This window comes from Mesorhizobium sp. LSJC285A00, from assembly GCF_000503155.1.
In the GTDB taxonomy this organism is placed as follows: Bacteria; Pseudomonadota; Alphaproteobacteria; order Rhizobiales; family Rhizobiaceae; genus Mesorhizobium.
This window is the reverse complement of record NZ_AYVK01000047.1, coordinates 1-19223: the sequence shown is the minus strand read 5'-3', so window position 1 is coordinate 19223 and position 19223 is coordinate 1. Positions and strand designations below refer to the sequence as shown.

16 protein-coding genes and 1 pseudogene are annotated in these 19223 nt (G+C 63.5%); 9 read left to right on the top strand and 8 right to left on the bottom strand.

Annotation, left to right across the window (positions count from 1 at the left end):
* Positions 1 to 39: 39 nt before the first annotated feature.
* The gene (locus X726_RS141875) at positions 40 to 423 is read right to left on the bottom strand and encodes a DUF305 domain-containing protein (RefSeq protein ID WP_023672863.1); all 384 of its coding nucleotides are present in this window, start codon (positions 421 to 423) and stop codon (positions 40 to 42) included.
* 43 nt (positions 424 to 466) lie between these two features.
* The gene (locus tag X726_RS141880) at positions 467 to 2980 is read right to left on the bottom strand and encodes a heavy metal translocating P-type ATPase (protein WP_023672862.1); all 2514 of its coding nucleotides are present in this window, start codon (positions 2978 to 2980) and stop codon (positions 467 to 469) included.
* A 176-nt stretch (positions 2981 to 3156) separates the two neighbouring features.
* Between X726_RS141880 and X726_RS141885 the strand changes: the two genes are divergently transcribed.
* The 6 genes from X726_RS141885 to X726_RS141910 all read left to right on the top strand — a co-directional run bounded on the left by X726_RS141885 (position 3157) and on the right by X726_RS141910 (position 11115).
* Positions 3157 to 3999, top strand: a complete 843-nt coding sequence (locus X726_RS141885) for a glycosyltransferase family 25 protein (RefSeq protein WP_023672861.1) — start codon at positions 3157 to 3159, stop codon at positions 3997 to 3999.
* Between the two features lie 33 nt (positions 4000 to 4032).
* Entirely contained in the window at positions 4033 to 6828 is a 2796-nt protein-coding gene (locus X726_RS141890; protein WP_023672860.1) for a [protein-PII] uridylyltransferase, read from the top strand.
* 76 nt (positions 6829 to 6904) lie between these two features.
* Positions 6905 to 8512 carry a murein biosynthesis integral membrane protein MurJ gene (gene murJ, locus X726_RS141895; RefSeq protein WP_023672859.1) on the top strand — a complete coding sequence of 536 codons (1608 nt, stop codon included), beginning with the start codon at positions 6905 to 6907 and terminating at the stop codon, positions 8510 to 8512.
* A 171-nt stretch (positions 8513 to 8683) separates the two neighbouring features.
* The gene (gene trpS / locus X726_RS141900) at positions 8684 to 9751 is read left to right on the top strand and encodes a tryptophan--tRNA ligase (protein ID WP_023672858.1); all 1068 of its coding nucleotides are present in this window, start codon (positions 8684 to 8686) and stop codon (positions 9749 to 9751) included.
* Between the two features lie 101 nt (positions 9752 to 9852).
* Positions 9853 to 10344 carry a universal stress protein gene (locus X726_RS141905; protein ID WP_023672856.1) on the top strand — a complete coding sequence of 164 codons (492 nt, stop codon included), beginning with the start codon at positions 9853 to 9855 and terminating at the stop codon, positions 10342 to 10344.
* Positions 10345 to 10545: 201 nt separating this feature from the next.
* Positions 10546 to 11115 (top strand): NifU family protein, encoded by a 570-nt coding sequence (locus X726_RS141910; protein ID WP_023672855.1) that lies wholly within the window; start codon positions 10546 to 10548, stop codon positions 11113 to 11115.
* A 182-nt stretch (positions 11116 to 11297) separates the two neighbouring features.
* Here the strand turns inward: X726_RS141910 and X726_RS141915 are convergent, their stop codons facing one another.
* Positions 11298 to 11915, bottom strand: a complete 618-nt coding sequence (locus X726_RS141915) for a L,D-transpeptidase (protein WP_023692663.1) — start codon at positions 11913 to 11915, stop codon at positions 11298 to 11300.
* A 238-nt stretch (positions 11916 to 12153) separates the two neighbouring features.
* On the opposite strand from X726_RS141915, the gene cueR reads away from it, so the two are divergent.
* Positions 12154 to 12570: a Cu(I)-responsive transcriptional regulator gene (gene cueR, locus X726_RS141920; RefSeq protein ID WP_023672853.1), complete on the top strand. Its 417-nt coding sequence runs from the start codon at positions 12154 to 12156 to the stop codon at positions 12568 to 12570.
* Positions 12571 to 12951: 381 nt separating this feature from the next.
* Here the strand turns inward: cueR and X726_RS141925 are convergent, their stop codons facing one another.
* Positions 12952 to 13272, bottom strand: coding sequence for a hypothetical protein (locus X726_RS141925; protein WP_031215457.1), 321 nt, complete (start codon positions 13270 to 13272; stop codon positions 12952 to 12954).
* 165 nt (positions 13273 to 13437) lie between these two features.
* Here X726_RS141925 and X726_RS1000000170810 point away from each other — a divergent pair, with 165 nt between their 5' ends.
* Both X726_RS1000000170810 and X726_RS1000000169835 read left to right on the top strand, forming a co-directional pair.
* The gene (locus tag X726_RS1000000170810) at positions 13438 to 13590 is read left to right on the top strand and encodes a hypothetical protein (protein ID WP_023672851.1); all 153 of its coding nucleotides are present in this window, start codon (positions 13438 to 13440) and stop codon (positions 13588 to 13590) included.
* A 582-nt stretch (positions 13591 to 14172) separates the two neighbouring features.
* A pseudogene (locus X726_RS1000000169835) lies at positions 14173 to 14640 on the top strand (MmcB family DNA repair protein); the annotation flags it as partial.
* Between the two features lie 94 nt (positions 14641 to 14734).
* On the opposite strand, the gene nhaA reads toward X726_RS1000000169835, so the two are convergent.
* The 4 genes from nhaA to X726_RS141950 all read right to left on the bottom strand — a co-directional run.
* Positions 14735 to 15922, bottom strand: a complete 1188-nt coding sequence (nhaA, locus tag X726_RS141935; RefSeq protein ID WP_031215456.1) for a Na+/H+ antiporter NhaA — start codon at positions 15920 to 15922, stop codon at positions 14735 to 14737.
* Between the two features lie 370 nt (positions 15923 to 16292).
* The gene (locus X726_RS141940) at positions 16293 to 16856 is read right to left on the bottom strand and encodes an ActR/PrrA/RegA family redox response regulator transcription factor (RefSeq protein ID WP_023672848.1); all 564 of its coding nucleotides are present in this window, start codon (positions 16854 to 16856) and stop codon (positions 16293 to 16295) included.
* A gap of 86 nt (positions 16857 to 16942) precedes the next feature.
* On the bottom strand, positions 16943 to 18268 hold the full coding sequence (locus X726_RS141945) for an ActS/PrrB/RegB family redox-sensitive histidine kinase (RefSeq protein ID WP_023672847.1): 1326 nt from the start codon (positions 18266 to 18268) through the stop codon (positions 16943 to 16945).
* Positions 18269 to 18300: 32 nt separating this feature from the next.
* Positions 18301 to 19223 (bottom strand): ATP-dependent helicase C-terminal domain-containing protein (locus X726_RS141950; protein ID WP_023672846.1); only part of this gene is annotated, 923 nt, incomplete at its 5' end.

Below are 19223 nucleotides of genomic sequence, written 5' to 3'. Positions count from 1 at the left end.
AGAATAGATCCCGCATTCTTCTCCGCAGTCGTTGCTGCGCTATTTGACCGGATGGGCGGCGAGCCAGGCCTGCATCTTGGTGATCTCCGCTTCCTGCGCGGCGATGACATCTTCGGCCAGCTTGCGGATTTCGGGATCCTTGCCGTTGGCGAGTTCCACCTTGGCCATGTCGATCGCGCCCCGATGATGCGGGATCATGCCGCGCACGAAGTCGACATCGGCATTGCCGGAATATTCGATCATCATGTCGGTGTGCATCTTGTCCATCGCCGCCTTGTAGCCGTCGGTCGAAGGACCTTGCGCGCCCATCGCGCCCATGTCGTGTTTCATCTCTTCGGATCGCGCCGGGACGCTTTCGAGGAAAACGGCAAGCAGCATTCCCGCCGCCATCATCAAAAGCACGATCTTCTTAGCCAAGGTCATCCATGATCTCCTGTTGACTGATATTCGTATCTGGGGGCTTTGCTCAGAGTTTCAACGTCCGCAGCCGCAATGCGTTGGCGATGACCGAAACCGAAGACAGGCTCATGGCCGCCGCCGCCAGCATCGGCGACAAAAGCGTGCCGGTGAGCGGATAGAGCACGCCGGCGGCAACCGGCACGCCAAGCACATTGTAGAGGAAGGCGAAAAACAGATTCTGGCGGATGTTGCGGATCGTCCCCTGGGCGAGCGTTCGCGCCCTGACGATGCCGTTGAGATCGCCCTTGACCAGCGTAATGCCGGCGCTCTCGACAGCGACATCGGCGCCGGTGCCCATGGCGATGCCGACATCGGCGCTGGCCAGGGCCGGCGCATCGTTGACGCCGTCGCCGGCCATGGCGACGCCCGCACCTTTCGCACGCAACTCCTCGACAAGGGCGGCCTTTTGTTCCGGCAGCAGGCCGGCGCGCACCTCGTCGATGCCAAGGCTCTTGGCGATGGCACGCGCCGTGCGCTCATTGTCGCCGGTCGCCATGATGATCCGCAAGCCTCTGTCGTGCAGCGCCCTGATCGCCTCGGCTGTCGTTGCCTTGACCGGATCGGCGACCGCGACAATGCCGGCCAGTCTTTCGTCCACCGCAACGAACATCGCCGTCTTGCCTTCTGCCTGCAGCGCCTCGGCCCTGGCCGACAGGGAAGCGGTGTCGATGCCGACATCGGCCATCATAGCGGCGTTGCCGAGCGAAACCTTCCTGCCAGACACCGTGCCGGATACGCCCTTGCCGGTGACGGCGTCGAAGCCGCCGGCCTCGATGAGCGTCAGGCCGCGTTCGCCGGCGCCGCCGACAATGGCCTCGGCCAGCGGATGCTCCGAGCCTTTTTCCAGGCCGGCGGCGAGCGCCAGCAATTCATTCTCAGACAGGCCTTCGGCAGCGACGACATCGGTCAAGCGAGGCTTGCCTTCGGTCAAGGTGCCGGTCTTGTCGACGATCAACGTGTCGACCGAAGCGAAGCGCTCGAGCGCGGCCGCGTCCTTGATCAGCACGCCCGCGTGCGCCCCGCGCCCGGTGGCGGTCATGATCGACATCGGCGTCGCCAGGCCGAGCGCGCAGGGGCAGGCGATGATCAGCACCGAGACCGCCGAGACGATGGCGAAGATCAAGCTGGGTTCGGGACCGAAGATCGCCCAGGCGGCAAAGGCCGCGAGCGCGACCAGCACGACGGCCGGCACGAAGTAGAAGGAGACGCGATCGGCCAGACCTTGAATCGGCGCGCGCGAACGCTGCGCCTTTGCGACCAGCTCGACGATGCGCGAAAGCGTCGTTTCGGAGCCGACCTTTTCGGCGCGCATGACCAGCGAACCGTTCTTGTTGAGCGTGCCGCCGGTCAAGGCATCGCCTTTCGTTTTTTCGACCGGCAGCGGCTCGCCCGAGATCATCGATTCGTCGATGGAGGAACGGCCTTCCGTTACGATGCCGTCGACCGGCACGGCGTCGCCTGGACGGAGGCGCAGGTGGTCGCCGGTCTTGACCGCATCGAGCGGCACGTCGGTGTCGGAGCCGTCCTCCCCGATCAGCCGTGCCGTCTTCGGCGCCAGGTCGAGCAGCGCACGGATGGCCGAGCCGGTCTTTTCGCGCGCCCGCAATTCGAGCACCTGACCGAGGAATACCAGCGCGACGATGACGGAAGCTGCCTCGAAATAGACCGGGACGGTACCGCCATGGCCACGGAACTGATGCGGAAAGATGTCCGGAAACAGTGCGGCGACGACGCTGTAGAGGTAGGCCGCACCCACACCCAGCGAAATCAGCGTCCACATGTTGGGGCTGCGGTTGACCAGCGACTCCCAGCCGCGGTGGAAGAAGGGGAAGGCCGCCCACAGCACCACTGGGCTGGCCAGCGCCAATTCCAGCCAGACCATCGTTCGCCCGTCGACAAACGCCTGGAACGTCAGGCCGAGCATCGGCGCCATGGCAACGATCAGCAGCGGCAGGGACAGCACCGCGCTGACCCAGAACCGTCTGGTGAAGTCTACCAGTTCGGGGTTCGGGCCCTCATCGCCAGTGGGAACGCCCATCGGCTCAAGCGCCATGCCGCAGATCGGGCAGGAGCCGGGCTTGTCTCTTATCACTTCGGGATGCATCGGGCAGGTGTATTGCGTGCCTTTCGGCACTGGCGACGGCGCCGGCCTGTCACCGAGATAGTTTTGCGGCTCGGCCTCGAACTTCGCCCGGCAGCCGGCCGAGCAGAAATAGAAACCCTGGCCTTCGTGGCGGAAAAAATGCCTGGCGGTAGCGCGGTCGACACTCATGCCACAGACGGGGTCGGTGGCGGTCAGGTATTTTTCGGGCCCGGCGACGAATTTCGTACGGCAACCCTCGCTGCAGAAGTGAAAGAGACGGCCGCCATGCTCGGCCGTCGGCTTGCCCGCTGCCGGGTCGACGCTCATGCCGCAGACCGGATCGCGCACCACTGCTTCGGCGGCCGGCTCAGCAGCCTTTGCCGTACAGCAGTTGCCATCGGCCGCGTGCGCGTGGTGGTGATGCTCGGAATGCGCCATCGAAAAGTGCCTTATATCTGTCTGGGTGAGGAGGTAGTGCTTCCAGTAACTGGAAGGTCAAGGGGCGATTTCCACTTTTCGATCGTGGCCGTCATCGCGCACATCGAGGGAAAATCGCTTACGCAACTTTGTTCCCATGCTATGGACGCGCGTCCCACTGCATCGATCCCACCCAAATGAAATGCCTGATTATCAATCTCGATCGGTCCCGCGATCGCCTCGCCCATGTAACGGCGGAGTTCGCGCGCATCGGCATCGCCTTCGAGCGGGTCGCCGCCATCGATGCGCGAGATCGGCCGGATCTGGCCGAAATGCCGCAGGGCAAGAAGCATTTGCGCCTGGCCGACGCCGAGATTGCCTGCCTGCTCAGCCACCAACAGTGTTGGTCGACGATCGCTGCAGGTGAGGATGCTTACGCGGCGATTTTCGAGGACGATGTCGTTTTCCCGGACAAAGCCGGCGCTTTGCTTGCCGATGCGGGCTGGATTCCCGCCGATGCGGACATCGTCAAGTTGGAAACGTTCTTCAACCGGACCGTAATTTCACGCAAGCAAGTTGCCTGCGGCCACGGTTTTTCTGCGAGCAGACTGCACGGGCTCCATATCGGTACGGCGGGATACATCCTGTCCAGACAGGCCGCGCAGGACCTTCTTGCGGCAACGAAGGAGATCAGCATTCCCGTCGATCACCTCATCTTCAATCCGCGTTTTGCGACCTCGTCCGACAAGGTCATTTACCAACTCGTCCCGGCATTGTGCCTGCAGGCACAATTCCTCGGCGACAGTCCGGTGAGATTGCCAAGCCTGCTGAAGCAGGAGCGAACAGAGGAATGGGTGGCAAGCGGGATAGGCAAACAGCGCCAGAAGCCAATCACCGCCAAGGTAAGGATCGAGGCCAGGCGGTTGACGCGGCAGATCGCCGATCTCTTCCGGCTCCGGCGCGAGATGATCATCCCTTTCTGGTATCGCGGCCGACGCGTCCGTCCGCCCCATACACAGCGCCGTGAAAACGCGCTATAGACGCCGCGCAAAGGCGAGGCCCACCGGCAATCCATGGCAAAAATCTCCCTCAAGCTCGACGCGCTGATCGACAGCGAGGCTTTGCGCCGCGACATGACGGCGCTGATCTCGGCGGCCAGCGGCGCCGAGCCCGGCGCGCGCGTCGGCGCGCTCCGGCTGCTGAAGGATCGGCTGACCGAGGGCCGCAAGGTTGCCGAGCGCATGCTGATGGACGATGGCAGCGGCACGGCTTGCGCCGCCCGGCTGTCGCATCTGATGGACGAGATCATCCGCGCCCTCTACGAGTTCGCCGCGACCCACGTCTACCGGGTGAAAAGCCCCTCGACCGCAGAGCGCATGGCGGTCGTTGCCGTCGGCGGCTATGGCCGCGGCACGCTGGCGCCGGGCTCCGACATCGACCTGTTGTTCCTGCTGCCCTACAAGCAGACGCCGTGGGGCGAACAGATCGTCGAATATATGCTCTATATGCTGTGGGACCTCGGGTTGAAGGTTGGCCACGCCACCCGCAACATCGACGAGTGTCTCAGGCTGTCGCGCAGCGATATCACCATCCGCACCACGATCCTGGAAGCGCGGTTCCTGTGGGGCGAACAGAAGCTCTTCGACGAATTGCTCACCCGCTTCGACCATGAAGTGGTGCGCACCACCGGACCGGAATATGTGCAGGCCAAGCTCGCCGAACGCGACGATCGCCATGCCAAGGCCGGCGAAAGCCGCTATCTGGTCGAGCCCAACGTCAAGGACGGCAAGGGCGGCCTGCGCGATTTGCAGACGCTGTTCTGGATCGCCAAGTATTTTTATCGCGTGCGCACCGGCGAGGAATTGGTCGAGAAAGGTGTCTTCACCGAGGCCGAGTACCGCGAATTCCAGAAGGCCGAAGACTTCCTGTGGGCGGTGCGCTGCCACATGCATTTCCTCACCGGCAAGCCAGAGGAACGGCTGCATTTCGATATCCAGCGCGAGATCGCCGAACGTCTGGGCTACACCACCCATCCCGGTCTGTCGGCGGTCGAGCGCTTCATGAAGCATTACTTCCTCGTCGCCAAGGATGTCGGCGACCTCACCCGCATCTTCTGCGCCGCGCTCGAGGAAGAGCAGGCCAAGCATGTGCCCGGCTTCAACCGCGTCTTCCTCACCTTCCAGCGCCGCAAGCGCAAGCTGGCAGGCACGTCGGACTTCATTGTCGACAATCACCGCATCAACGTCGCCGACGACAGCGTGTTCGAGCGCGACCCGGTCAATCTGCTCAGGCTGTTCTGGTTCGCCGACAAGCACGGGCTGGAGTTCCATCCCGATGCGCTGAAGCTGCTCACCCGCTCGCTCGGTCTGGTCAACAAGTCGCTGCGGCGCGACGAGGAGGCCAACCGGCTGTTCCTCGACATCCTGACCTCGGACCGCAATGCCGAGCTTAATTTGCGGCGCATGAACGAGGCCGGCCTGCTCGGCAGGCTGATCCCCGATTTCGGCAGAATAGTCGCCATGATGCAGTTCTCGATGTACCACCACTATACGGTGGACGAGCACCTGATCCGCTGCATCGGCGTCTTGGCCGAGATCGAGCGCGGCGACGGCGAAAAGGTGCATCCGCTCTCGCACACGCTGATGCCGGGGCTAGAGAAGAGCCGCGAGGCGCTCTATGTCGCGGTGCTGCTGCACGACATCGCCAAGGGCCGGCCGGAGGATCACTCAGAGGCCGGCGCCCGGATCGCGCGCCGCATCTGCCCGCATATGGGGCTGTCGGCCGCCGACACCGAGACCGTCGCCTGGCTGGTCGAGAACCATCTGGTGATGTCGATGACGGCGCAGACGCGCGACCTCAACGACCGTAAGACGATCGAGGATTTCGCCTCGATCGTGCAATCGGTCGAGCGGCTGAAAATGCTGTTGATCCTGACCGTCTGCGACATCAGGGGTGTCGGGCCGGGCGTGTGGAACGGCTGGAAGGGCCAGCTCCTGCGCACGCTATACTACGAGACCGAACTGCTTTTGACCGGCGGCTTCTCGGAAGTGTCGCGCGCCAAGCGGACGGCGGCGGCGCGCGAGCGGCTGGCCGAGGCGCTGGCCGATTGGCCGGACAAGGCCCGCAAGCGCTATGTCGGCCTGCATTACGAGAACTATCTGCTGACGGTCGACCTCCCCGATCAGCTGCGCCATGCCGAATTCATCCGCGAAGCCGACGCGGCAGGCAAGAAGCTCGCCACCGTGGTCAGGACCCACCAATTCGAGGCGGTGACCGAGATCACCGTGCTGGCGCAGGATCATCCGCGCCTGCTTTCGGTCATTGCCGGCGCCTGCGCGGGAGCCGGCGGCAACATCGTCGACGCGCAGATCTTCACCACGTCCGACGGCCGCGCGCTGGACATCATCCTGATCTCACGGGAATTCGACCGCGACGAGGATGAGCGCCGTCGCGCCGAGCGCGTCGGCCGGCTGATCGAGGACGTGCTGTCGGGCAAGAGCTGGTTGCCGGAGATGATCGAGAAGCGCACCCGGCCGCGGCGCGGCGCCAAGGTGTTCAAGATTCCGCCGCGCGCCGAAATCCGCAACACGCTGTCGAACCGGTTTTCGGTGATCGAGGTCGAGGGACTGGACCGGCCTGGGCTGTTGTCGGAAATCACCAGTGCGTTGTCCGATCTCTCGCTCGACATCGCCTCGGCTCACATCACCACCTTCGGCGAGAAGGTGATCGACACTTTCTATGTCACCGACCTTACGGGGCAGAAGATCGACAACCCGGCACGCACCGCCACCATCCACGCCAGGCTGATCGCGGCGCTTGAAGGCGTTGTCCCAGAGCGCGGCGGCAAGGCCAAGGCGGCGGCCGAGTGACCATCACTTTGTCCCAATCACCCCCTTTGTCCCAATCATCCCCTTTGTCCCAATCATCCAGGCAATCTCCCCGCGCATGAGCCTCGTCAAGAAATTCGCCACGGTTGCGTCCGGCACGCTGATGAGCCGCGCCCTTGGCTTTGGCCGCGAGATGCTGATGGCTGCCGCACTCGGCACCGGGCCGGTGGCGGACGCCTTCAACGCCGCCTTCCAGTTTCCAAACACGTTTCGCCGGCTGTTTGCCGAAGGCGCTTTCAACGCCGCCTTCGTGCCGCTGTTTGCCAAGGAGATCGAGACCCACGGCACCGACGGCGCCAAGCGCTTTTCGGAGGAAGTGTTCGGCGTCCTGTTCACCGCACTTCTGGCGCTGACCATCGTCATGGAATTGGCGATGCCGCTGATCGTGCGCTATCTCGTGGCGCCGGGCTTTGCCGACACGCCGGGCAAATTCGAGACGACCGTCCTGCTGGCGACGATCATGTTCCCGTATCTCATCTGCATGTCGCTCGCAGCAATGATGGCCGGCATGCTAAATTCGCTGCGCCGCTATTTCGCGGCTGCCGTGGCGCCGGCTTTCCTCAACATCATCCTGATCAGCGTGCTCGGCTACGCCTGGTACCACGGCATGGATGCCCGTGAGGTCGGTTTCAGCCTGTCCTGGGGCGTGCTGGCGGCGGGGCTGGTGCAGCTTGCCATCGTCTGGGTGGCGGTGCGCAATGCCGGCATCGCCATCGGCTTTCGCCGGCCGAAGATGACGCCCAACGTCAAGCGCCTGCTGATCCTGGCGCTGCCGGCGGCGATCACCGGCGGCATCACCCAGATCAACCAGCTGATCGGCACGGCGATCGCGTCGGCGCAGGACAGCGCCGTGTCCTCGCTTGCTTACGCCGACCGCATCTACCAGCTGCCGCTCGGCGTCGTCGGCGTCGCGGTGGCCATCGTGCTGTTGCCGGAGCTGTCGCGGGCGCTGAAATCGGGCAATCTGGTCGAGGCGGCCAATCTGCAGAACCGCTCGGTCGAGTTCACGCTGTTCATGACCTTGCCGGCGGCGGCGGCCCTTTGGGTAATGGCGGAGCCGATCGTGCGGCTGGTCTATGAGCGCGGCGCCTTCGCCGCCAACGGCTCGACGCCGACCGTGGCCGCGATCCTGGCGATTTTCGGCCTCGGCCTGCCGGCCTTCGTGCTGATCAAGGCCTTCACTCCCGGCTATTTCGCCCGCGAGGATACGCGCACGCCGATGATGTTCGCCGCCATTTCGGTCGGCGTGAACGTGATCACGGCACTGACGCTGTTCCCGAGCCTGGGCGCGCCCGGCATTGCGGTGGCCTCGGCCGTGGCCGGCTGGGTCAACGCTGTGATGCTGCTTGCCGTGCTGATCCGACGCGGCCATTGGGGCCGCGACGCGCCGCTGCTGAAGCGCATTCCGCGCCTGGTGCTGTCGGCTGCGGTGATGGCGGTGGCGCTCTATTTCGCCGAGCACTGGCTGGCCGTTAGGCTCGGCCCCGGCTCGCCACTGGTGATCAAGGCCGTGACGCTTCTCTCATTGGTAGCCGGCGGGGCGCTGCTCTACTTCGTCACGGCTTTCGCCACCGGCGGCGCCGATTTCGGAATGATCCGGCGCAATGTGAAACGCGGCTCGGGCAAGGCAGCGGCGCCAGCGCCAAAGGCCGATCTGGACGAATAGTCCGGACGAGCTAACAGCAACATCGGTCTTGATCCTCTCCGCCCCTTCGTCCATAAGCGCGCCGTCGAAAGACTTCGCCGGGCGCGGTTTCCAGCCGCGTGATTGGCTCCGAAAAGTCTGCAACTTTTCGGAATCACGCTTATACGGCCCTCCACAAGCCATGAGGAACCCATGACCGCCTTCAAACAGCTCGTCTTTTCCGGGGTACAGCCGACCGGCAATCTGCATCTCGGCAACTATCTCGGCGCCATCAAGAAATTCGTCGCCCTGCAGGACACGTCAGACTGCATCTATTGCGTCGTCGACCTGCATTCGCTGACGGCACAACTCGTCCATGACGACCTCGCCGACCAGACCCGCTCGATTACCGCGGCCTTCCTTGCCTCCGGCATCGACCCGAAGAAGCACATCGTCTTCAACCAGTCGCGGGTGATGCAGCATGCCGAGCTTGCCTGGATCTTCAATTGCGTGGCGCGCATCGGCTGGATGAACAAGATGACGCAGTTCAAGGACAAGGCCGGCAAGGACCGCGAGAACGCCTCGCTGGGCCTGCTTGCCTATCCCTCGCTGATGGCGGCCGACATCCTGCTCTACCGCGCGACCCATGTGCCGGTGGGCGAGGACCAAAAGCAGCATCTGGAGCTGACTCGCGACATCGCGCAAAAGTTCAATAATGATTTTTCGAGCCGCATCGCCAGTCTTGGCGTCGGAGTCGAGATGCAGGTTGGCGAAGAGACGGTAAACGGGTTCTTCCCGATAACCGAACCGGTGATCGGCGGGCCGGCGGCGCGCATCATGAGCCTGCGCGACGGCTCCAAGAAGATGTCGAAGTCGGACCCGTCGGATCTGTCCCGCATCAATTTGACCGACGATGCCGACACCATCTCGAAGAAGATCCGCAAGGCCAAGACCGACCCGGAAGCGTTGCCAAGCGAAGTCGACGGCCTGGAAAGCCGCCCGGAAGCGGAAAACCTGGTCGGCATCTATGCAGGGCTGGCCGAGATGTCGAAGGCGGACGTGCTGAAGGAATTCGGCGGCCAGCAGTTTTCCGTGTTCAAGCCGGCGCTCGCCGACCTTGCCGTGGAAAAACTGGCGCCGATCGCCGGCGAGATGCGCCGTATCGAGGGCGACCGCGCCTATGTCGACGCGGTGCTGAGAGACGGCGGCGAACGCGCCGGCGCGCTGGCTGAGACCACCATGAAGACGGTACGCGACATTATCGGCCTGTTGCAGGGCTGATCCTACCGTCAGTGCACCGCACCATTCTGGCCCAAGGCCGGCGGCTTGCCGCCGGTCTGTCGCGGTGGCAGATTGCGGCCGAAAACATCGAGTAGATAGACATGGTCTCCAAACGCCTCAGTCGCGAAGCCGGCCATCGCAGGAAATTCCTGACGATCATCGACGACACGCCGGAGTGCGAGCGCGCCGTCGCCTACGCCTCCAAGCGGGCGCAGAGCACCAGCGGCACGCTGGTGCTGCTCTACATCATCACACCGGACGACTTTCAGCACTGGCTGGGCGTCGAGAAGATCATGCGCGAGGAAGCCAATGCCACGGCACGCGCGGCACTCGACGGCTACGCCAACAAGGTGCGCCAGAAGCTCGGCATCGAGCCCGAGATGGTGGTGCGCGAAGGCAAGCCGACCGAAGAGATCCACAAGCTGATCGAGGAAGACCAGGACATCGCCATCCTGGTGCTGGCGGCAGGTGCCGGCAAGGAAGGACCCGGGCCGCTGGTCGGGGCTGTTGCCGGCAAGGGCGCCGCCTTCCCTATTCCGGTCACAGTGGTGCCGCAGAACCTGTCTGACGAGGAGATCGACAGCCTCGCATAGAGAGTGATGCCGGAAGTGTGAAGCGGTTTCGGATAACATCACGATCCTGGATTTATAGCCCGCGCGGGATTCATTCCCAGCCAGCAAAAACATTCCGCCAGCCAGCCGTTTTGAGCGACGCGTTTCGCTTGAATGTCCAGCCGATTGAGCCTATTTAGAACTATTCCAAACTAGCTGCCCGACTGGGGCACGGAGACGGCCATGTTCATCCAGACCGAATCGACGCCGAACCCGGCAACGCTGAAGTTCCTGCCCGGCAAGGAAGTCCTTGTCGAAGGCACCGCCGATTTCCGCGACGCCGACAGTGCAGCCAGCGCCTCGCCGCTGGCCGGCCGGCTGTTCGAGATCCCCGGCGTGAGCGGCGTCTTCTTCGGCTATGACTTCATCACCGTGACCAAGGACGGCCCGGACTGGCAGCACCTGAAGCCGGCGATCCTGGGCGCCATCATGGAGCATTTCATGTCGGGCGCGCCCGTCATGGTCAATGCCGGCCCCGCCGCCGAGACCAGCCAGACCGGCGAATTCTACGACAAGGCCGACGAGCAACTGGTCATCACCATCAAGGAACTGCTCGACACCAGGGTGCGCCCGGCGGTTGCCCAGGATGGCGGCGACATCACCTTCCGCGGCTTCGAGAAGGGCACCGTGTTCCTGCACATGAAGGGCGCCTGCGCCGGCTGCCCGTCCTCGACGGCGACGCTTAAGCACGGCATCCAGAACCTGCTCCGCCACTTCGTGCCGGAAGTACAGCAGGTCGAGCAGGTCTCCTAAGACCCCTTCACGCATTCGAGCGAGCAACAAAAAACCGGGCCAGATTGCCCGGTTTTCTGTTTTGGACGTCCGTTGTTGCCTAGACGGTCCGCGTACGAAGGGTAACGCCTACTTTGACCATGATCTTCCCGAAAACCGGTTCCACTTTTCGCTTTCGTGGACCTCGGTTCCGGATCATGGTCCTACATCACGATGACCTTGGCGCCGACCGACGTGCGGTCGTAGAGGTCGATGATGTCCTGGTTCATCAGCCGGATGCAGCCTGACGACATCGCCTTGCCGATCGAATTCCATTCCGGACTGCCGTGCAGGCGGTAGCCCATATCACCGCCCTTGTTGAACAGATACATGGCGCGCGCGCCGAGCGGGTTCTTCAGGCCCGGCTCCATGCCGCTCGCGAACTTCGCTAGCTCCGGCTGGCGCTGGATCATCTGCCGCGGCGGCGTCCAGGTCGGCCATTCGCGCTTCAGCGCGATATGGGCGGTCCCGTGCCATTCAAAGCCTTCGCGGCCGACGCCGATCCCGTAGCGGATCGCCCGGCCGTCGCCTTCGACGAAGTAGAGAAACTTGTTCTGGGTATCGACGACAATGGTGCCCGGCTTTTCCGAGGTGTCGTAGTTCACCTCTTGCCGGTGGTACTTCAGCGGCACCCTCTCGATCGGGATGCGCGGCAGTTGGTAGCCTGCATCGTTCACCGAACCGTAGTTGTTGGTGAACAGCTGCGAGCCGATCGTGCTGCAACCCGAGATCGCGGCCGACAACGCAAGTGCGGCGACGATTGCAAATGACTTCATGCGCATGAAATGGTCCGATGCCCCGCCAAGATGTCGCGACACGTTACGGCCGCTTTTCCTGAAATCATTCATGCTGGCATTTGCTTTGCTTGCCAAGCGCGCGATGCCTATATGCAGGAGCTTACGTGCCGGTAAGCCGTCAACTATGGCATTTCGGCAACAGGACTCACGGGATTGTGAAGGAAAAACAATGGGCGGCCCTGTCGGATAGCCTACAATCAGGGAACCACATCGAGGAATCACAATGAATGTAGGCGATGCCGCGGCGCGGTCCGGCCTGCCGGCCAAGACCATCCGCTACTATGAAGAGATCGGCCTGATCGCGCCGGCGCGCGCCGGCAATGGCTATCGCGATTATTCCAGCGACGACATCCATCGGCTGGCCTTCCTGCGCCGTGCCCGCAACCTCGGCTTTTCAATCGACGATTGCCGCCAGCTGATGGCGCTCTACCGGGACCGCAGCCGCGCCAGCCACGATGTGCGCGAGATCGCCGCCGCCCATGTCAGCGCCATCGAGGAAAAGGTGCGCGAGCTGCAGTCGATGCGCACGACCTTGCAGACGCTGATCCAGGCCTGCCATGGCGACGACCGGCCGGACTGCCCGATTTTGGATGATATTGCGGGGGCTGCGCAGGCCGCAGACAGGCGGGCCACGGTTTGAAGCACGGGCGCCGGGATAGACTGGGCGCCGGACGCGCAAGAAAAACCCCCAAAGGTATATATCTCATTTGGCTAAAATTACGGAACGTCCAATGGACAAGAACGGAACCAAAGCGGTTACATCAGACCTTTGCGCTCACGACGTAAGACTTTAGTCCGGCCGATTTATAGCTAAGAACGGAAGTCGATCGGCACGACATAGGGCCGCTGCGGATCAATACCAGACTGCACCCAGACGAATATGGTGCGATCGCGGAAGACGCTCGGACCAAGCCGTCACCCAGGTTTGTCAACCGAATAATCGTCTGATGAGGCGCGCGGATGCTGGGGTCAAAATCCGAAAGCGACCGCCACCTTCAGACCGAACGAGTAAGAAGCAGACCTAGCTTGAGGTAGGTTCAAACTCTTCTCTGACTTCCTTCCAGAGCAAAAACTTGAATGGCCACGCTCTGAGATAGGGGATCAGCTTCTCTCGCGGCAGAGCCGCAAAAAGAAGGGTGGTCAGAACTGAAAACATACAGGACAGAAACGCCACAAAAGCTATCGGCATCATCAATACCGCAGTGAAGCCACCGACAATATGCGGCCAAGTACCCTTCTCAGCTAGGATTCCCGCGCTAGCAAGAAGGCCAATCCCCAGCAAGATTAGGCCTATCGTGCCCAACGATACGAGCAGCGCGGTGAGTGCGGTTCTACGCTTCATATGCTTTGCCTCCCGGTAGCTTATCTCAAGCATAGCGGGGATCAATCCGCAGGGCGCGTTGTAAAGTATATAGTCGCCCTGCGAAAGGCGATTGTATGGTTGACAAACCCATTTGCTCACGACCTTGGCTCTGCTAGTCTCGCGCTTGGGTTTGGGGGTCAAGACATGAATGCCGTTGAGTTTATCGACAAGGTTCTAACGCCGCTCGGTGGCGGGCTTGGCGTCCTGCTGGCATGCCGGTTTTCACCGCAACTTCGTGCGCAGGTCAGGCCTGGTCTGGAATTAGTGATGGCAGTTATTGTCGTGCTGATCCTGTGAGCCATCAAATGGCTCTAGGAGCTACCCAGCCGTAGGGAAGTTACCCATTTCGGAACCAAATTCCGCCTAACGCTTACGAGTCGTCGTTTCGTATACGGCTTGGTCATTTACAAGGTTTCGTATGCATCCGCCCTGATAGCCGCCAGTCGGAACGCGCTATGCCGGTGCGGCGTGGCGTGCAACGGCTGTTGCGGGACATGGGCCCTCTGCAGAACTGGCCCACGCTTGCCGCGGCGATAACAGGCCCTGACTGCCTCGATTTTTGATGATATGGCGGGCTTAGGCCGGGCGAAGGCAAGGCCGCTTCGGGCAGTGACATAAGCGGCCGGACCTCGCTCATCCGAGACTTCAGGACCTTTTCGGCCATCCCGCTTCTCACAAACGCGGAGATGACACCGATCAGAGATTCGATCCAACGCAGTATTGTCCGCAGTACTTCCCGTAGCGCCTGGCCCATGACGTGACATGCCTCTCGGATCATCAATCGTAGCAGGATTATATTCCTATCTGGCCGAATTTGTCAATCGGATTTTGCCCAAGCATGGGTTCAAACCGTGAACAAAATCTGGCATGGTGGCTGCCATGCCGATCATCTCCCCGATTCTCCTCAATCCCCTGATCGATGGCCGCCAGTCGGAACGCGCCATGCTGGTGCGGCGTGGCGTGCAGCGGCTGCTTATGCAAATGGGCATGCATGTGCTGCCCGAACTGTCGCTGGCCACCGGGCGGCGCGCCGACCTTGTGGCGCTGACCAGGCAGGGCGACATCTGGATCATCGAGATCAAATCCTCGATCGAGGATTTTCGCGTCGACCGCAAATGGCCTGATTACCGGCTGCACTCCGACCGCTTCTTCTTCGCCACCCATCCGGGCGTGCCATCGGAGATCTTCCCCGAGGAATGCGGCTTCATCCTCTCCGACGGCTACGGCGCCGAGATTCTGCGCGATGCGCCCGAGCACCGGATGGCGGCGGCAACGCGCAAGGCGCTGATGCTGCGCATCGCACGGGCGGGTGCGGCGCGGCTGCTGGCGGCGGAACTGGCGGGTGTGGCGGNGTGGCGGTGCCGGCGCTGGCGGGAGAGAGCGAGTAGACGAAGCTCAAGTTCCTCGCCCCGCTTTGCGGGGGCGAGGAACCCAAGAACACCTACTCCACCACCTCCTCCACCCCTGCCGCCGGCGCCATCAGGAGCACGGCGGCACCCAGCAGCGCTGCAACGAAGGACCCCGCCAAGATGCCGACCTTGACGGCGTCCTGCAGCGCCATGTCGTTGGCGAAGGCGAGCAGGCCGATGAACAGGCTCATGGTGAAGCCGATACCGCAGAGCAGCGAAATGCCGATCATGTGCAGCCAGCCGGCATTGACCGGCAGGTCGGCGAAGCCGAGCCGGATCGCCAGCGCCGAGGAGCCGAAGACGCCGGCCAGCTTGCCCAGCACCAGGCCGGCGGCAACGCCGAGCGTCAGCGGCTCGACCAGGGCAGAGGCGCTGAGGCCGGCCAGCGACACGCCGGCATTGGCAAAGCCGAAAATCGGGATGACGAAGAAGGGCACGATCTTGTGCAGGCCGTGTTCGAGCCGGTGCAACGGCGAATGGTCGAGATCGTGGCCGCTGCCGGCAGAGATTTTCAGCGGAATGGTGAGCGCCAGCGCGACGCCGGCCAGCGTGGCATGCACGCCCGATTTCAGAACCAGCACCCACAGCACGGCGCCGAGCACTAGGTAGGGCGTCAGCCTCGTCACCCGCATGCGGTTGAGCATGATGAGCACCGCGATGACGGCGAAGGCCGCACCGAGATAGGCCAGCGACAGGCCGCTTGTGTAGAAGATGGCGATGATGATGACGGCGCCGAGATCGTCGATGATGGCGAGCGCGGTGAGAAATATCTTGAGCGACGCCGGCACGCGGTTGCCGAGCAGCGACAGTACGCCGAGCGCAAAGGCGATATCGGTGGCGGTCGGGATCGCCCAGCCGGAGAGCGCGGCGGCGTTGTTGCGGTTGATGGCGACATAGACCAGCGCGGGAACCAGCATGCCGCCGGCGGCGGCGACGCCCGGCAGCACGCGGCGCGGCCAGGTCGAGAGCTGACCGTCGAGCATCTCGCGCTTGATCTCAAGGCCGACCAGCAGGAAGAACACCGCCATCAGCCCATCATTGATCCAGTGCGAGACGCTGAGCGGGCCGAGATAGGCGTGGAGAGCGGCGAAATAGGTTTCGGCCAATGGTGAATTGGCGACGATCAGCGCAAGGGCTGCCGCAAGCATCAGGATGATGCCGCCCGCCGCCTCGCCATCGAGGAATTCGCGAAGGATGGATTTCGGCTGCTTGTCGCGCATCTGTGCTCCGTTGCCGGGTTTTCCGGCGGCGTTATTGCCGATGATGGGCAAAGGTCGATGGCACGGCAAGCGCAACTGTTTCCAGCGTTGGCGCCGCCCCTCATTGTCCTGCCGGACGTTCGTCATTCGAAAGCCAAGCAGTTGGCTTTTCGTCCGCTTCGCGGACCATTCCTCAACTCCCCGCATAGCGACGGGGAGAAAGAGGCAGCTTCAGCCTAGCCGTCGTCTCCTGCAACGCCGGCGATTGGCGAAACCGGCGATGAGAGCGCCCCTCTCCCCCGTCTCTATACGGGGAGAGGATGCCGGCAGGCAGGTGAGGGGCAGCGCTGAGGTTCGGCAATTGGCGGCCGGCGCCGCCGGCGCGTGAACCTCAGCGTGGTGCGCGCTTGGCGAGTATGCGCTGCAGCGTGCGGCGATGCATGTTGAGCCGGCGCGCGGTTTCCGACACGTTGCGGTCGCACATTTCGTAGACGCGCTGGATGTGTTCCCAGCGCACGCGGTCGGCCGACATCGGATTTTCCGGGGGGGCGGCGCGCTCGCCGGCGGTGCGGGTGAGCGCTGCAAACACGTCGTCGGCGTCAGCCGGCTTCGACAGATAGTCGATGGCGCCGAGCTTCACCGCGGTCACCGCGGTGGCGATGTTGCCGTAGCCGGTGAGGATGACGGTGCGGGCATCGTCGCGCTTCTCGCGGATGGCGGCGACGACGTCGAGGCCGTTGCCGTCGCCAAGCCGCATGTCGACCACCGCATAGGCCGGCGGGTGGGCGCGCGCCTTGGCCACTGCCTCCTCGACGCTCTCGGCCGTCTCGACCACGAAACCCCTGGTTTCCATGGCGCGGGCCAGCCGCGTCAGGAACGGCTTGTCGTCGTCAACGATGAGCAGCGAGGTGTCCTCGCCTTCGACCATTGCGCCAATTGCTTCTTCGCCAGTCATTATCTTAAAAAATCCTGCTGCCTTAATTTTACGCAGATATAGTTCCTGAACGCCATTGTCCAATTTTGCCGCCTCCGGCAAGGCTTTTACGCGGTGTCGAACATCGAGATCCCCACCGATTCCGGGTTGAGGAAGACGGTGCGGGGCCACGATATCTGCACGATGGCGCCCTCGCCCAGCTCGCTCGAATTGCGGAAATCGAGCGTGGCGCCGGAGCGTTCGAGCAAGGTCTTGGCGATGAACAGCCCGAGGCCCAGGCCACCGCCGGCTTCGTTGCCCTGGCGCGTCGACATATAGGGCTCGCCGATGCGGTCGATGATTTCGGGGGGAAAGCCCGGCCCGTCATCGATGATCGAGAAGGTGACGTCGAGTTCGTCCCAACTCCATCGCACCGTCACACTGTTGCGGGCGAAGTCGACCGCGTTCTCGACGAGATTGCCGAGGCCGTAGATGACGCCGGGGTTGCGTCGTCCCACCGGTTCGGGGCCGACGCGCTCGCCCGGCCGAAGCTTGATCGAGATGCCGAAATCGCGGTGCGGCGCCGTCACCTCCTCGACCAGCGAAGTCAGCGGCAGACGCGACAGATGCGCCTCACCCTCGGAGGACAGGCTGGTCAGCCGCTTCAGGATCTCGCGGCAGCGCTCGCTCTGCGACCGCAACAGCTTCACATCCTCACCATATTTCGGATCGTTACCCAGCGCCTTCTCCATTTCCTTGGAGACAAGGGCGATGGTGGCGAGCGGCGTGCCGAGTTCGTGCGCGGCGGCGGCGGCGAGGCCATCGAGCGCCGACAGATGCTGCTCGCGCTGCAACACCAGTTCGGTGGCGGCAAGCGCATTGGCGAGCAGGCGGGCTTCCTCGGCGACGCGGAAGGCATAGATGGCGGTGAAGGCGATCGAGGAAAACACCGCCATCCATATGCCGGCGACATAGATGAATGGCATGGGCAGCGGCGCGCCCTCATACCATGGCAGCGGCTGGTGGAAGAAGACCAGCAACGTGGCCGCCGCCATGACCAGCGCGCCGAGCACCGCAGTTAGCCGCAGCGGCAGCGACGCCGCCGAGATGACGACGGGCACGGTCATCAGCACCGAGAACGGGTTGGTGAGGCCGCCAGTCAAAAAGAGCAGGCCGGCAAGCTGCAGGCTGTCGAAGGTCAGGATGAAAAAGGCTGAGAACGGGGTCAGCCGGTGCGCTGCCGGATAGCGGAAGGTCAGCACCAGGTTGAGCCAGGCCGAGCAGGCGACCAGCGCGAAGCAGAGGCTGACCGGCAGCGGGAATTTGAGCCCATAGGCGACGACCAGCACCGCCAGGCTCTGGCCCACGATGGCCAGCCAGCGCAGCCGGATCAGCGTGTTGAGGCGCAGCCGCTGGCTTTGCTGGAAGTCTGGCGCGTGCACGATGTTGATCATGGCCAAGGATTATAGCCGGGAAAGGACGAGCGCTAGGTCCCTCGCGGTTTGGCGCGGGCGGTGGCCGCAGCGAGCAGCGGATTTTCCGGCCAGACATGGCGGGGATAGCGGCCGCGCATGTCGGTGCGCACATCGGCCCAGGAGCCGCGCCAGAAGCCGGGCAGGTCGCGCGTCGTCTGGATCGGCCGGTGCGCCGGCGACAACAGCTCGAGCGTCAGCGGCACGGTGCCGTTGGCGATTGCCGGATGGCGGTCAAGGCCGAACAGTTCCTGCACGCGGATGGCCAGCACCGGCCATTCGCCGTCATAGCGGATCGGCACATGGCTGCCGGAGGGCGCGTCGAAATGGGTCGGCGCCAGTGTGCCGACCTTGCGCTGCAATTCGTGCGGCACCAGCGCCATCAGGCCTGACGACAGCACGCCGGGATCGATCGCGGCGAAGGATGCCTTGCCCGAAAGGAACGGCAGCAGCCAGTCGTCGAGGCCTTCGAGCAGGGCGGGTTCCGAAACATCGGGCCAAGGCGCGCCGAGGCCGCGATGCAGCCAGCCGAGCCGTTGGCGCAGCGTCTCGCCGTCCTTGCCCCATTCCAGCAGCGACAGGCCGTGCTCGCGCAAGGCATCTGTTATGGCGCGGTCGGCGTCTGTTCCAGTTGGTGCGGGCAGCATGCGCTCCGACAAAGTGATGGCGCCGAGCCTGGCGGTCTCGCGCACGCGCACCGCGCGCCGCTCGCGGTCGAAACTCGTCTCGCGGCGAATCTCGATCCTGTCGGCGAGAGCGGCACGGATGTCGGTCTCGTGGACCGAGGCCGCGGCGGTTATACGGGCGTTTTGCGCCTTGCCCTGCAGGTCGGCGACGACCAGCCAGGTCTCACCGGCCAGCGGATCGGCGGCGTCGAGCATGGCGCCGGAGCCGTTGGCGAGCACGAAACGGCCACGCTCGCCGCGCGCCCTGGCGA

Coding starts and splice junctions, on each gene's coding strand:
- X726_RS141910 (WP_023672855.1), top strand. CDS start 10,546: ATGTTCATCCAGACCGAATCGACGCCGAACCCGGCAACGCTGAAGTTC.
- cueR (WP_023672853.1), top strand. CDS start 12,154: ATGAATGTAGGCGATGCCGCGGCGCGGTCCGGCCTGCCGGCCAAGACC.
- trpS (WP_023672858.1), top strand. CDS start 8,684: ATGACCGCCTTCAAACAGCTCGTCTTTTCCGGGGTACAGCCGACCGGC.
- nhaA (WP_031215456.1), bottom strand. CDS start 15,922: ATGCGCGACAAGCAGCCGAAATCCATCCTTCGCGAATTCCTCGATGGC.
- X726_RS141880 (WP_023672862.1), bottom strand. CDS start 2,980: ATGGCGCATTCCGAGCATCACCACCACGCGCACGCGGCCGATGGCAAC.
- X726_RS141890 (WP_023672860.1), top strand. CDS start 4,033: ATGGCAAAAATCTCCCTCAAGCTCGACGCGCTGATCGACAGCGAGGCT.
- X726_RS141885 (WP_023672861.1), top strand. CDS start 3,157: ATGAAATGCCTGATTATCAATCTCGATCGGTCCCGCGATCGCCTCGCC.
- X726_RS141940 (WP_023672848.1), bottom strand. CDS start 16,856: ATGACTGGCGAAGAAGCAATTGGCGCAATGGTCGAAGGCGAGGACACC.
- X726_RS141915 (WP_023692663.1), bottom strand. CDS start 11,915: ATGCGCATGAAGTCATTTGCAATCGTCGCCGCACTTGCGTTGTCGGCC.
- X726_RS141875 (WP_023672863.1), bottom strand. CDS start 423: ATGACCTTGGCTAAGAAGATCGTGCTTTTGATGATGGCGGCGGGAATG.
- X726_RS141925 (WP_031215457.1), bottom strand. CDS start 13,272: ATGAAGCGTAGAACCGCACTCACCGCGCTGCTCGTATCGTTGGGCACG.
- murJ (WP_023672859.1), top strand. CDS start 6,905: ATGAGCCTCGTCAAGAAATTCGCCACGGTTGCGTCCGGCACGCTGATG.
- X726_RS141905 (WP_023672856.1), top strand. CDS start 9,853: ATGGTCTCCAAACGCCTCAGTCGCGAAGCCGGCCATCGCAGGAAATTC.
- X726_RS141945 (WP_023672847.1), bottom strand. CDS start 18,268: ATGATCAACATCGTGCACGCGCCAGACTTCCAGCAAAGCCAGCGGCTG.
- X726_RS1000000170810 (WP_023672851.1), top strand. CDS start 13,438: ATGAATGCCGTTGAGTTTATCGACAAGGTTCTAACGCCGCTCGGTGGC.